9 protein-coding genes and 1 tRNA gene are annotated in these 13,727 nt (G+C 67.5%); 4 read left to right on the top strand and 6 right to left on the bottom strand.

The annotated features are described in order from the left end of the window. Positions 1 to 117: 117 nt before the first annotated feature. Positions 118 to 744, bottom strand: coding sequence for a ribonuclease D (locus A6A40_RS11550; protein WP_063635524.1), 627 nt, complete (start codon positions 742 to 744; stop codon positions 118 to 120). Positions 745 to 865: 121 nt separating this feature from the next. Further along, positions 866 to 952: transfer RNA gene (locus tag A6A40_RS11555), tRNA-Leu, on the bottom strand. 291 nt (positions 953 to 1,243) lie between these two features. On the opposite strand from A6A40_RS11555, the gene A6A40_RS11560 reads away from it, so the two are divergent. Continuing rightward, complete coding sequence (locus A6A40_RS11560) at positions 1,244 to 2,215, top strand: complex I NDUFA9 subunit family protein (RefSeq protein WP_063635525.1); 972 nt, start codon at positions 1,244 to 1,246, stop codon at positions 2,213 to 2,215. Between the two features lie 150 nt (positions 2,216 to 2,365). After that, positions 2,366 to 3,553: an MFS transporter gene (locus tag A6A40_RS11565; protein ID WP_063635526.1), complete on the top strand. Its 1,188-nt coding sequence runs from the start codon at positions 2,366 to 2,368 to the stop codon at positions 3,551 to 3,553. Positions 3,554 to 3,556: 3 nt separating this feature from the next. On the opposite strand, the gene A6A40_RS11570 is transcribed toward A6A40_RS11565, so the two are convergent. Continuing rightward, positions 3,557 to 4,357, bottom strand: coding sequence for an undecaprenyl-diphosphate phosphatase (locus A6A40_RS11570; protein ID WP_063635527.1), 801 nt, complete (start codon positions 4,355 to 4,357; stop codon positions 3,557 to 3,559). A gap of 375 nt (positions 4,358 to 4,732) precedes the next feature. On the opposite strand from A6A40_RS11570, the gene A6A40_RS11575 reads away from it, so the two are divergent. Continuing rightward, positions 4,733 to 6,181, top strand: coding sequence for an NAD(P)-dependent oxidoreductase (locus A6A40_RS11575; RefSeq protein ID WP_063635528.1), 1,449 nt, complete (start codon positions 4,733 to 4,735; stop codon positions 6,179 to 6,181). 221 nt (positions 6,182 to 6,402) lie between these two features. Beyond that, positions 6,403 to 10,965, top strand: a complete 4,563-nt coding sequence (gene gltB / locus A6A40_RS11580; RefSeq protein WP_063635529.1) for a glutamate synthase large subunit — start codon at positions 6,403 to 6,405, stop codon at positions 10,963 to 10,965. A gap of 107 nt (positions 10,966 to 11,072) precedes the next feature. Here the strand turns inward: gltB and A6A40_RS11585 are convergent, their stop codons facing one another. From A6A40_RS11585 to A6A40_RS11595, 3 genes are all read right to left on the bottom strand, one after another. Continuing rightward, positions 11,073 to 11,603, bottom strand: a complete 531-nt coding sequence (locus A6A40_RS11585) for a GNAT family N-acetyltransferase (RefSeq protein ID WP_063635530.1) — start codon at positions 11,601 to 11,603, stop codon at positions 11,073 to 11,075. Continuing rightward, entirely contained in the window at positions 11,600 to 12,250 is a 651-nt protein-coding gene (locus tag A6A40_RS11590; RefSeq protein WP_063635531.1) for a glutathione S-transferase family protein, read from the bottom strand. Before A6A40_RS11590 ends, A6A40_RS11585 begins: the two co-directional genes overlap by 4 nt. Before the next feature lie 87 nt (positions 12,251 to 12,337). After that, positions 12,338 to 13,495: a GGDEF domain-containing protein gene (locus tag A6A40_RS11595; protein WP_063635532.1), complete on the bottom strand. Its 1,158-nt coding sequence runs from the start codon at positions 13,493 to 13,495 to the stop codon at positions 12,338 to 12,340. Between the last annotated feature and the right edge of the window lie 232 nt (positions 13,496 to 13,727).

Genomic DNA, 13,727 nt, shown 5'->3' on the forward strand with positions numbered 1-13,727 from the left:
CGTTCACAAACACGCGCCCGCCCGGATGGCTCCCGGCAGGCGCGTCATGCAGTATGCCCCCCGTGGGGCGCCGGGTCAAATCCACGCCCGGTCGGGGAGAGGGCGATGATCAGCCCGTCAGTGCGCCAAAATGTCCGGGGTTTCCCAGCCGCCGAGATCCAGCTCGCCGCGGGCGGGCAGGAAGTCGAAGCAGGCCTGGGCCAGATGGGTGCGGCCCTCGCGCGCCAGCATGACGTCCAGCTTGGCCTTCAGGTCATGCAGGTGCAGCACGTCCGACGCCGCATACTTCATCTGGTCGGTGGTCAGCTCGGGCGCCCCCCAGTCGGAGGACTGCTGCTGCTTGGAAATCTCCACCCCCAGCAGGTCCTTGCACAGATCCTTCAGGCCATGGCGGTCGGTGAAGGTGCGGACCAGCTTGGAGGCCACCTTGGTGCAATAGACCGGCTGGCAGCCGACGCCGAGATAGGCCTTCATCACCGCCACGTCGAAGCGGGCGAAGTGGAACAGCTTGGTCACGCCGGGATCGGTCAGCAAGCGCTTCAGGTTCGGCGCCTCGTACTGGCCGGGGCGGAACTGCACCAGATGGACGGCACCGTCGCCGGCCGACAGCTGCACCAGGCAGAGGCGGTCGCGGTGGGGATTCAGCCCCATGGTCTCGGTGTCGATGGCGACGCAGTTGTCGCGGGCGCCGGCGCCGAGGTCGAGGCCGTCGGGGAGGTCGCCGTCATGAAGGTCGATGGGCATGGTCGCGTTCCGGGGTGGTCAGGCCCCCGGCCACGGACCCTAGAAACGACGAACGCCGCTCTGCACTGCCTCCCTCTCGATCGAAGGAGCTGTGCATGCGGCGCAGCCGGGTAGAAAGAAATGGTGCCCAGGAGAAGACTCGAACTTCCACGACATTTCTGCCACAGGTACCTGAAACCTGCGCGTCTACCAATTCCGCCACCTGGGCTCGGTGCTCGGTGTGTGGGCGGTTGTTTAATGATCCGGCCGGGGGGCGTCAACAGCTTTTTTCCAACCCCTTCATTTTTTTGTCGCATCGCGGGTTTTCGCCCCATCGCCGGCCGCCGCGGCAATGCAGTCCCTAGATTGGCGGCGGTCCATTCGCTATAAGCATGCCCGCAGTTCAAGCAGTCCTCATGGCGACATACAGTCGGACGACGCGCGGGGGCGCGCGGCAACGGCGGGAGAACCGCCGCGCGAAAGCCTCGGCTACGGCGCGCAACGACACGGGAGACGGTCGATGTCCTATCGCACTCAGGTTATCACGGTGTTCGGCGGTTCGGGCTTCATCGGCCGCCACCTGATCCGGCGCCTCGCCCGGTCGGGCGCCCAGATCCGCATTGCCACCCGCAACCCGGGCAAGGCCGCCTTCCTGAAGACGGCCGGCGCCGTCGGCCAGATCGTTCCCTTCGCCGCCGACTGCAGCAAGGACGAGTCGGTCGCCCGCGCCGTTCAGGGCGCGGATGTCGTCATCAACCTGCTGGGTGTGCTGTTCGAGCGTGGGAGCCAGAGCTTCCAGGGCGTGCATGTCGATGCCGCGGCCCGCATCGCCCGCCTGGCCGCCGCCAGCGGCGTCAACCGGCTGATCCAGATTTCCGCCATCGGCGCCGACTCCAACTCCCCCTCCTCCTACGCCCGTTCCAAGGCGGCCGGCGAGCAGGCGGTGCTGTCGGCCTTCCCGGCGGCGACGATCCTGCGCCCCAGCATCGTCTTCGGACCGGAGGACAACTTCTTCAACAAGTTCGCCGCGATGGCGCAGAAGGCCCCCGCCCTGCCGCTGATCGGCGGCGGCAAGACCCTGTTCCAGCCGGTCTATGTCGGAAATCTGGCCGATGCCGTCGTCGCCGCGCTGGAGACCGACGCCAGCCGCGGCAAGACCTATGAGCTGGGCGGCCCGCGCGTCTACACCTTCCGGGAACTGCTGGAGCTGACCCAGAAGGACATCCAGCGCCACCGCCCGCTGGTGACCATCCCCTGGAACGCCGCCGAGTCGCTGGCCGGCTTCCTGGAGAAGGTTCCGGTGCTGGACCCGGTGCTGACCCGCGATCAGGTGGCGCTGCTGAAGCAGGACAACGTCGTTTCCCCGACCGCGCTGGGTTTCAAGGATCTGGGCATCGCCGAGCTGGCGACCTGCGAGGTGATCCTGCCGACCTACCTGTCGCGCTTCATCGTCGGCGGAAAGTTCAGCGGCCAGACCGGCACCGCCCACTGACGGCCGGGCCCCCCGCTCCGACCGAGACCGAAGGCCCCGGCCCAGCGCCGGGGCCTTCGCATGTCAGGACATGGCACGGCTGAGCCATGGACGCTTGAATTGCCAGGCCGCCGCCGTCATGTGGGCGGTTCCACAGCGATGGGATCGGGAATGACAGGGGCAGAGGATATCCGCGGCGGCGCGGGCCGGGTGGTGGAGCAGGCCGCCGCCGCGCGCTGGGCGACCGTCGCCGCCTTCTTCCTGAACGGCACCGTCTTCGGCGTCTGGGCGACCCAGATCCCGCTGCTGAAGAACCGGCTCGACCTCAGCCCCGCCGTGCTGGGGGTGGCGCTTCTTTGCCTTGCCGTCGGGGCGCTGACCGCGATGATCGCCAGCGGGCCGCTGCTGGGCCGGCTGGGCAGCGCGCCGGTGACGCGGGCGACCGCCCTGCTGTTCGCCGCGTTCCTGCCCCTGCCGGCGCTGGTGCCGGACGTGGTGACGCTGTGCCTCGTGCTGGCGCTGTTCGGCGCGTCGGGCGGCACCATGGATGTCGCCATGAACGCCCAGGGTGCGCTGGTGGAACGGCGGCTCGGCCGGCCGATCATGTCCTCTCTGCACGGGATGTGGAGTCTCGGCGGGCTGGCGGGTGCCGGGCTGGGCGCACTGCTGCTGCCGCTGATGACGCCGGCGGCGCAGGCGGCACTGGTGTCGGCCGGACTGGTCGCGCTGTTCCTGGCCTTGCAGGGCCGTTTCCTGCCCGACCGCAACGCCTCGGCCGGGGGGCTGGTCCTGCCCGACCGCAAGACGCTGCTGCTCGGCCTGCTTGCCGCCCTGTCCTTCATGAGCGAGGGCGCCATCCTGGACTGGAGCGCCATCCATCTGCGCGACGATCTGGGCGCCCCGGTCGCGCTCGCCGGCATGGGCTTCGGCGTCTTCTGCGCCGCCATGGCGGTGGGACGCTTCAGCGGCGACCGGCTGCGCCACCGCTTCGGCGGGGCGACGCTGATGAGCGTCGGCAGCCTGTTGGCCGCGGCCGGGCTGGGGCTCGTCCTGGCGGCGGGCGTGATGGCGGATGGATCGCCGCTGCTGGCGATTGCCGGGTTCGGGCTGACCGGGATCGGGCTGTCGAACATCGTCCCGGTGCTGTTCAGCACGGCGGGCGCGGCGGAGAGCGGCCGCGCCGACCATGCCGTCGCCGCGGTCTCCACCATGGGCTACACCGGCGTGCTGGCCGGCCCGCCGCTGGTCGGCTTCATCGCCCAGGCGACCAGCCTCGCCACCGCCTTCGCCCTGATCGCCCTGCTCGCCCTGTTCGTGGCCGTTGCCGCGGTCCGGGCGGTGCCGCGGCAGGCTCTGTGACGGTTACAGATACAGGAAGGCCAGCATGCCGGTGCCGATGGCGATGCGGTACCAGCCGAAGGGGGTGAAGCCGTAGCGGCCGACGAAGTCGACCAGCGTCTTCACCACCAGGGCGGCGGCGATGAAGGCGGTGACGAAGCCGACCAGGATCAGCAGGCCGCTGTCCAGGCTCATAACCGACCAGTTCTTGTAGAGGTCGTAGACGGTGGCGCCGGCCATGGTCGGCACCGCCAGGAAGAAGGAGAACTCGGCCGCCGCCTTGCGGTCGACGCCCATCAGCAGGGCGCCCAGGATGCTGGCCCCCGACCGCGACACGCCCGGCACCAGGGCCAGGCATTGGCAGAAGCCGATCTTCAGCGCCAACGGGGCGGAGAAATTCTCGATCCGGTGATAGCGGGCGACCGGAACCAGCCGCTCCACCAGCAGGATGGCGATGCCGCCGGTGATCAGGGCGATGCTGACGACCGTCGGATTGAACAGCATCGCCTTGATGATGCCGTGCAGCCCGGCGCCGAGCACCATCGCCGGCAGGAAGGCGATCAGAACCGCCATCACGAAGCGCCGCGCGCCGGGATCGTCCTTCAGCCCCGTGGCGACTTGCCACAGCCGCTGGAAATAGACCACGCAGATGGCCAGAATGGCGCCGAGCTGGATCACCACCTCGAACACCTTGCCGGGCGGACCCTGGAAGCCCAGCAGCTCGTCCAGCATGATGAGATGGCCGGTCGAGGAGACGGGCAGGAACTCGGTCAGCCCCTCCACCAGCCCCATGAGCGTGGCGTCCAGATATTGATCGATCATCATCGCGGCACTCAAACCTTCGGCGCGGTTGGATGTTGCGGTGCTTATAGCAGGGGGGCCGGTGCTTGGCGACGGCGAGGGGTCGGTACCCCTATTTGCGAGATAGTCTCGTTTATGGACTAATTTTCTGTCGCGTTTTTGTGACACCCCGTAGCCGCCCATGCGCATTCCAGCCTTGCGGAAGAAAAGGTCAATAAAGCGGACCTATCGGCTCTTTTGTGCTTTCGCGGGCTGATCGCATGCGTTATATGACGAGCGTCCGCCACTTTGCGGACGTTCGATTTCAACCCAGCCGGTCGGTGCAGGCCAAAGCCGCAGCCCCCGGTCAGGCGGCGTCCCCAAGAGACGACGGGGCCGCGAAGCGAAGGAGCAGACGTCATGGCGAACCAGAAAATGTTGGGCTTCGTGCATACCGCGCAGAAGATGCCCGACAAGCGGTCTGCCGCCGACCGCCGCCAGGACTTCGCCGAGATCTACGCCCGCTTCAGCAACGAGCGCGCCGGCGAGCAGGCCAACCGCTGCTCGCAGTGCGGCGTTCCCTTCTGCCAGGTGCACTGCCCGGTCTCCAACAACATCCCCGACTGGCTGAAGCTGACCGCCGAGGGTCGTCTGGAGGAGGCTTACGAGGTCTCCCAGGCCACCAACAACTTCCCCGAAATCTGCGGCCGCATCTGCCCGCAGGACCGGCTGTGCGAGGGCAACTGCGTCATCGAGCAGTCGACCCACGGCGCCGTCACCATCGGCTCGGTCGAGAAGTACATCAACGACACCGCCTGGGAGAACGGCTGGGTCAAGCCGCGCAAGCCGGCCCGCGAGCTTGGCCTGTCGGTCGGCGTGATCGGCGCCGGCCCGGCCGGGCTGGCCGCCGCCGAGGAGCTGCGCGCCAAGGGCTACGAGGTCCATGTCTATGACCGCTACGACCGCATGGGCGGCCTGCTGGTCTACGGCATCCCCGGCTTCAAGCTGGAGAAGGACGTCGTCGCCCGCCGGGTCCAGCGTCTGGCCGATGCCGGCGTCATCTTCCATTCCAATTTCGAGGTCGGCCGCGACGCCTCGCTGGCCGAGCTGCGCGAGCGCCACGTCACCATCCTGGTCGCCACCGGCGTCTACAAGGCCCGCGACATCAAGGCCCCCGGCTCGGGGCTGAAGAACATCGTGCCGGCTCTGGACTACCTGACCGCCTCCAACAAGGTCGGGCTGGGTGATACGGTCGAGGCGTACGAGAACGGCTCGCTGAACGCCGCCGGCAAGAAGGTGGTGGTGCTCGGCGGCGGCGACACCGCGATGGATTGCGTGCGCACGGCGATCCGCCAGGGCGCGACCTCGGTCAAGTGCCTGTACCGCCGCGACCGCAAGAACATGCCGGGCTCGCAGCGCGAAGTGGCGCATGCCGAGGAGGAGGGCGTCGAGTTCGTCTGGCAGGCCGCTCCCGAAGCCTTCACCGGCGACGATGTCGTCACCGGCGTCCGCGCCGTCCGCATCCATCTGGGTGTCGCCGACGCCACCGGCCGCCAGACCCCGCAGGTGATCGAGGGCTCCGAGTTCACCGAGCCGGCCGACCTCGTCATCAAGGCGCTGGGCTTCGAGCCGGAGGATCTGCCGGGCATGTTCGGCTCGCCCGACCTGACCGTCACCCGCTGGGGCACGCTGCTGGTCGACCACCGCACCAAGATGACCAGCCTGGACGGCGTCTTCGCCGCCGGCGACATCGTCCGCGGCGCGTCCCTGGTGGTGTGGGCCATCCGCGACGGCCGCGACGCCGCCGAGGCCATGCACGCCTACGCCCAGACCGTCGGCGCGCCCAAGCTGGCCGTTGCCGCCGAGTAAGGCGCTTTAGCCGCCAAGCCGCTTGCCCCCTCCCCGACCCTCCCCCGCTTCGCGGGAGAGGGAGTTGGGTGCGAGAGCAGCGGAGTTCCCTCTCCCGCCAAAGGCGGGGGAGGGTTAGGGAGGGGGCCGTTCGCCTTCTCCACACCAGAACCACCGTCTACCCCAGGGGGCCATCCCTTCCGCCCCCCAGGTCAACGTCCAGACTGTGAAAGGGTCGTTCCATGACCGCCGAGTTTAACCAGGGCTCGTTGAACCAGGGTGAGCAGTTCGTCGCCGATTTCCGCGCCAACGCCGCGGCGCTGACCACTGCCCACGCCTACAATCCGGCCGACGAGCACGACGCCTGCGGCGTCGGTTTCATCGCCGCGATCGACGGCAAGCCCCGCCGTTCGGTGGTCGAGAAAGGCATCGAGGCCCTGAAGGCGGTCTGGCACCGCGGTGCGGTCGACGCCGACGGCAAGACCGGCGACGGCGCCGGCATCCATGTCCAGGTGCCGCAGAAGTTCTTCAAGGACCATGTCAAGGTCATCGGCCACACCCCGCCGGAGAACAACCTGGCGGTCGGCCAGGTCTTCCTGCCGCGCATCAGCCTGGACGCCCAGGAAGCCTGCCGCTGCATCGTCGAGACCGAGATCCTGGCCTTCGGCTACTACATCTATGGCTGGCGTCAGGTGCCGATCAACGTCGACATCATCGGCGAGAAGGCCAACGCCACCCGGCCCGAGATCGAGCAGATCATCATCGGCAACTCCAAGGGCGTGTCGGACGAGCAGTTCGAACTCGACCTCTACATCATTCGCCGCCGGATCGAGAAGGCGGTGCATGGCGAGCAGATCAACGACTTCTACATCTGCTCGCTGTCGGCGCGTTCGATCATCTACAAGGGCATGTTCCTCGCCGAACAGCTCTCCACCTTCTACCCGGACCTGACCGACGACCGCTTCGAATCGTCCTTCGCCATCTACCACCAGCGCTATTCGACCAACACCTTCCCGACCTGGCCGCTGGCCCAGCCCTTCCGCATGCTCGCCCACAACGGCGAGATCAACACGCTGAAGGGCAACGTCAACTGGATGAAGGCGCATGAGACCCGGATGGAGCATCCGGTGTTCGGCACCCACATGGCGGACCTGAAGCCGGTGATCGGCGTCGGCCTGTCGGACTCGGGCGCGCTGGACACGGTGTTCGAGGTGATGGTCCGCGCCGGCCGCAGCGCGCCGATGGTCAAGATGATGCTGGTGCCGCAGGCGCTGACCAGCTCGCAGACCACGCCTGACAACCACAAGGCGCTGATCGCCTACTGCAACTCCGTCATGGAGCCGTGGGACGGCCCGGCGGCGCTCGCCATGACCGACGGCCGCTGGGTCGTCGGCGGCATGGACCGCAACGGCCTGCGCCCGATGCGCTACACCATCACCACCGACGGCCTGATCATCGGCGGCTCCGAGACCGGCATGGTCAAGATCGAGGAGAACCAGGTGGTCGAGAAGGGCCGCCTGGGGCCGGGCGAGATGATCGCCGTCGATCTGCAGGCCGGCAAGCTGTTCAACGACCGCGAGCTGAAGGACCATCTGGCCAGCCAGAAGCCCTGGGGCCAGTGGGTCAAGAACACCACCCATCTGGACGAGCTGGTGAAGTCCGCCGCGCTGAAGGGCGAGGCGTCGGAGATGGAGAAGGAGGAGCTGCGCCGCCGCCAGATGGCCTTCGGCCTCGCCATGGAGGACATGGAGCTGATCCTCCACCCGATGGCGGAGGACGGCAAGGAAGCCGTCGGCTCGATGGGCGACGACAGCCCCATCGCCGTGCTGTCGGACAAGTACCGCGGCCTGCACCATTTCTTCCGCCAGAACTTCTCCCAGGTCACCAATCCGCCCATCGACTCGCTTCGCGAGCGCCGGGTGATGAGCCTGAAGACGCGTCTCGGCAACCTCGGCAACATCCTGGACGAGGATGAGAGCCAGACCCGGTTGCTGCAACTCGACAGCCCGGTGCTGACCACCGCCGAATTCCGCGCCATGCGCGCCTACATGGGCGAGACGGCGGCGGAGATCGACGCCACCTTCCCGGTGGATGCCGGCCCCGACGCGCTGCGCGACGCGCTGCGCCGCATCCGCCAGGAGGCGGAGGACGCGGTGCGCGGCGGCGCCAACCACGTCATCCTGACCGACGAGGCGATGGGCGCCGACCGTGCCGCCATCCCGGCGATCCTGGCGACCGGCGCGGTCCACACCCACCTGATCCGCTCCAACCTGCGCACCTTCACCTCGCTGAACCTGCGCACGGCGGAATGCCTGGACACCCATTACTTCGCGGTGCTGATCGGCGTCGGCGCCACCACCGTCAACGCCTATCTGGCGCAGGAAGCGGTGGCCGAGCGCCAGCGCCGCGGCCTGCTCGGTTCGCTGTCGCTGGAAAAGGCGATGACGAACTACAAGAAGGCCATCGACGACGGCCTGCTGAAGATCATGTCCAAGATGGGCATCTCGGTCATCAGCAGCTACCGCGGCGGCGGCAACTTCGAGGCCATCGGCCTCAGCCGCGCCCTGGTCGCCGAGCATTTCCCGGCGATGGTCAGCCGCATCTCCGGCATCGGCCTGAACGGCATCCAGAAGAAGGTCCTGGAGCAGCATGCGCTGGCCTATGCCGGCGAGGCGCTGCCGCTGCCGGTCGGCGGCTTCTACCGCTTCCGCAAGTCGGGCGACCGCCATGGCTGGGAGGGTGGGATCATCCACACCCTGCAGCAGGCCGTCACCAACGACAGCTACACCACCTTCAAGAAGTATTCCGAGCAGGTGAACAAGCGGCCGCCGATGCAGCTGCGCGACCTCCTGGAGTTCCGCACCACCAAGGCCGCCGTTCCGGTGGACGAGGTGGAGAGCATCACCTCGATCCGCAAGCGCTTCATCACGCCGGGCATGTCGATGGGGGCATTGTCGCCCGAGGCGCACGGCACGCTGAACGTCGCGATGAACCGCATCGGCGCCAAGTCCGACTCGGGCGAGGGCGGCGAGGATCCGGCGCGCTTCCGTCCCGACAAGAACGGCGACAACTGGAACTCCGCCATCAAGCAGGTGGCGTCGGGCCGCTTCGGCGTCACCGCCGAGTACCTGAACCAGTGCCGCGAGCTGGAGATCAAGGTCGCCCAGGGCGCCAAGCCCGGCGAGGGCGGGCAGCTGCCCGGCTTCAAGGTGACGGAGATGATCGCGCGGCTGCGCCACGCCACGCCGGGCGTGACCCTGATCAGCCCGCCGCCGCACCACGACATCTATTCGATCGAGGATCTGGCGCAGCTCATCTATGACCTGAAGCAGATCAACCCCGACGCCAAGGTCACGGTGAAGCTGGTCAGCCGGTCGGGCATCGGCACCATCGCCGCCGGCGTGGCGAAGGCGAATGCCGATATCATCCTGATCTCCGGCAACTCCGGCGGCACCGGCGCCTCGCCGCAGACCTCGATCAAGTTCGCCGGCCTGCCCTGGGAGATGGGGCTGTCGGAGGTCCATCAGGTCCTGACGCTGAACAAGCTGCGCCACCGCGTGCGGCTGCGCACCGACGGCGGCCTGAAGACCGGCCGCGACATCGTCATCGCCGCCATGCTGGGCGCGGAAGAGTTCGGCATCGGCACCGCCAGCCTGATCGCCATGGGCTGCATCATGGTCCGGCAGTGCCATTCCAACACCTGCCCGGTCGGCGTCTGCGTCCAGGACGAGAAGCTGCGCGAGAAGTTCGTCGGCACGCCGGAGAAGGTCGTCAACCTCTTCACCTTCCTGGCCGAAGAGGTCCGCGAGATCCTGGCCCGCCTTGGCTTCCGCTCGCTGTCCGAGGTGATCGGCCGCACCGACCTGCTGCATCAGGTCAGCCGCGGCGGCGCCCACCTGGACGACCTCGACCTCAACCCGCTGCTGGCCCAGGTCGATCCCGGCGAGAACGCCCGCTACTGCACGCTGCAGGGCCGCAACGAGGTGCCGGACACGCTGGACGCCCGCATCGTCGCCGACGCCCGCCCGCTGTTCGAGGAGGGCGAGAAGATGCAGCTCGCCTACAACGCCCGCAACACGCAGCGCGCCATCGGCACGCGGCTGTCCTCGATGGTGACGCGGAAGTTCGGCATGTCCGGACTGCAGCCCGGCCACATCACCGTCCGCCTGCGCGGCACCGCCGGCCAGTCCTTGGGCGCCTTCGCCGTCCAGGGCATCAAGCTGGAGGTGATGGGCGACGCCAACGACTATGTCGGCAAGGGCCTGTCGGGCGGCACCATCGTGGTCCGTCCGGCCACCAGCAGCCCGCTCGAGTCGAACAAGAACACCATCATCGGCAACACGGTGCTGTACGGCGCCACCGCCGGCAAGCTGTTCGCCGCCGGCCAGGCGGGTGAGCGGTTCGCGGTGCGCAACTCCGGCGCCACCGTGGTGGTGGAGGGCTGCGGCTCCAACGGCTGCGAGTACATGACCGGCGGCACGGCGGTCATCCTGGGCAAGGTCGGCGACAACTTCGCCGCCGGCATGACCGGGGGCATGGCCTACCTGTACGACCCGGAGGACTCGCTGCCGCTCCACATCAACGAGGAAAGCGTCATCTTCCAGCGGATCGAGGTGCCCCATTACGAGGCCCAGCTCCGCGCCCTGATCGAGGAGCATGTCGCCGAAACGCAGAGCCGTTTCGCCGCCGAGATCCTCAACGACTGGCAGCGTGAACTCGGCCATTTCTGGCAGGTGGTTCCGAAGGAGATGCTGCACCGTCTGGCCGTGCCGGTCACCCTGCCGCGCGCCATCCCGGCGGAGTGATCATCGGCCAAGCCCGCCGCCCCGCCCTTACCGGCAGGGCGGCGGGCGGATACAGCAACGGCGCGCCATCCGGCAGGACGGCGCGCCGTTTTTCGTTGGCGGTTGCGTCAACCGGCGGGCGGCAACAGCTCCAGCGCCATGACGATGCTGTCGAACTGGACGCCCGGCGCCAGGATCACCGACCGCTTTCCAACCGGGCGAAAGCCGGCCGAGCCATAGAAGCGCTCGGCGACGAGGCTCGACAGGCATTCCAGCCGGCGGAGGCCGGCGACCCTGGCCTCGTCGATGCAGCGGCCGAGCAGGGCGGTGCCGACACCCCGGCGCAAGGCCTCGGGGTGGGTGGCGAAGTGCCGGATATGCCCGACCGCCGGATCGACCGGCTGGCAGGGCGCCCCCGGCGGTTCGCGGGTCCAGCCACCGCAGCCGATCACCGCACCGCCGTCCGCCACCGCCAGATGATAGGTGCCTGACCGCAGCAGCAGCGGGTTGGCCCGCATCATCGCCGGCAGAGCCCGCTCCAGAACCTCCGCCGGATAGCCGGCGGCCATCAGCGGCGGGTATGAAGCCCGGAGCAGTGCGCCGACCGCGTCGGCATCCTCCGGTCCCGCCGGCCTGACGGTGAAGCCGGCCTCGCTCACGGCTGCAGCTCCCACGGCTCCGCCTTGGCCGCCGCGATCCAGTCCCGCATCGCCGGCAGCGCCAGCACGGCGTCCATATAGGCGCGCGACACCGGCGACACCGCGACGCCATAGGTCTCCAGCCGCGTCACCACCGGGGCGAACATGGCGTCGGCGATGGTGAAGGTGCCGAACAGGAAGGGTCCGCCGGCCGGGCCGCCGAAGCGGGTGCGGGCATCGGCCCACAGCGCCTCGATCCGGGCGATATCGGCGGCGGTCGCCTCGGTCAAGCCCTGGCCCTTGCGGTCGCGCTTGAGGTCCATCGACATGGTGCTGCGCAGGGAGACGAAGCCGGAATGCATCTCCGCCGACACCGCCCGCGCCACCGCCCGCGCCGCCCGGTCCGCCGGCCACAGCCCTGCCTCGGGCGCCAGTTCCGCCACATACTCGCAGATCGCCAGCGAATCCCAGACGGTCAGCCCGTCATGGATCAGGGTGGGCACCCGGCCTGACGGAGAATGCTCGGCGATGCGCGCGGCGGTGTCCGGTTGGCGCAGGACCACCAGGGTCTCGGTGAAGTCGATCCCCGCCTGCCTGAGGGCCAGCCATGGGCGCAGCGACCAGGACGAATAGGCCTTGTTCCCCATCACCAGGGTCGGATCGGACATCGGACGGCACCTTTCGCATCGGACGGAAAACGGGAAGACGGAATGCCGGATCGCGGGAAGCCCGCTCAACCGGCCCTTCCCTGTGTTTTACGCCGGTATCAGGTCCTGCGGAACCGACGGCGCGACGACCACGCGATTTCGCCCGCCATGCTTGGCGTCATAGAGCGCCATGTCGGCCGCATGGACGAGACCGGTCCAGTCCTCCCCGGCGCGCAGGACCTGGGCGACGCCGATGCTGGCCGTTGCCCGCAAGGCATTTCCCTGATGCTGGAACGGGATGGCCTCGACCGCTTCGCGGATCCGCTCGGCGATCTGCTGCGTTTCGGAAGGCCGCAGGTTCGGCAGGAACAGCAGGAACTCCTCCCCTCCCATCCTGGCCAGCACGTCGTCCGGACGCTTCAGGTTCCGCAACGTCGCCGCCACTGCGACCAGCACGGTGTCGCCGACGGCATGGCCGAACCGGTCGTTGATCTGCTTGAAATGATCCAGATCGATACAGAAAACCGTGTCGCCGGGCTGCAGCTGCTGGGGCAGCATGCGCTCCAGCCAGCGGCGGTTGCCGACGCCGGTCAGGCTGTCCAACTCCGCCATCAGGGCAAGTTTGCGCTCCGCCCGGTCGGTGGCGATGCTGTAGATCAGGATCGCCACCGTGAAATTGCCCAGGATCTGGACGAACAGCTCCATCGCCACCAGGGGAATGAAGTCGGTGACGAAAATGGAAACCAGCGCGCCGAACAGGAAGGACAATCCGTTGATAGTCAGGATTGCGATCAGCGGCGGGCAGGACGGCAGCGATTCCATCCGCCAGAGACGATTGACGATCTGGGCGGCCAGGATCATGCAGACCGCGCCATTCAGATGAAACAGCAGGGAGCGGGGCGTGTTGTCCATATGGAAATCGGTCAACCAGGCGGCAATCCAGAACGGTATGGGATAAACCGCCAGCAGGCGCCAGCCGGGATGCAGGCGTCCCGATCTGAGACTCTCCATTCCCAGCACCAGCAATCCCTGCCCGATCAGGCACACTGTGAAACTGCCCAACGTCCAGACCGGTCTTGGCAGTATGGCATAGACGCCGAAGGCGGCGACGCCTCCCCCCAATCCCTGCAGGAGGAACGCCGCCGCCAGAATTCCGAATCCCGAAGCCGCGGTCCGCCGCCGCCTTGCGAACAGGAACACCGTCGCCCCGACGAACAGGGACGACTGATAGAGGAACAGCACGGTGGCGATATCGAGTGCGATCATGGATCGATGGTTAGGTTGAGTGGATGAATATCCCGTAAACTTGAAATCAATGCCTGTGAAGTGAAGAACGCGAAAAAAATTCTTCGCCACTGGAATTCCCTTTAATTTGAGTAATTCAGCGATCACAAGATACACTGAATATTTACCATATTTTTGAAATGGAAATAGACGAATGGGAAACAGGTCAGTGTTTCTGTAATATGTCTGTGCACTTGCACAAGAAAAGCCGCAG

The sequence above is a fragment of the Azospirillum humicireducens genome, assembly GCF_001639105.2.
GTDB classification, from domain to species: domain Bacteria; phylum Pseudomonadota; class Alphaproteobacteria; order Azospirillales; family Azospirillaceae; genus Azospirillum; species Azospirillum humicireducens.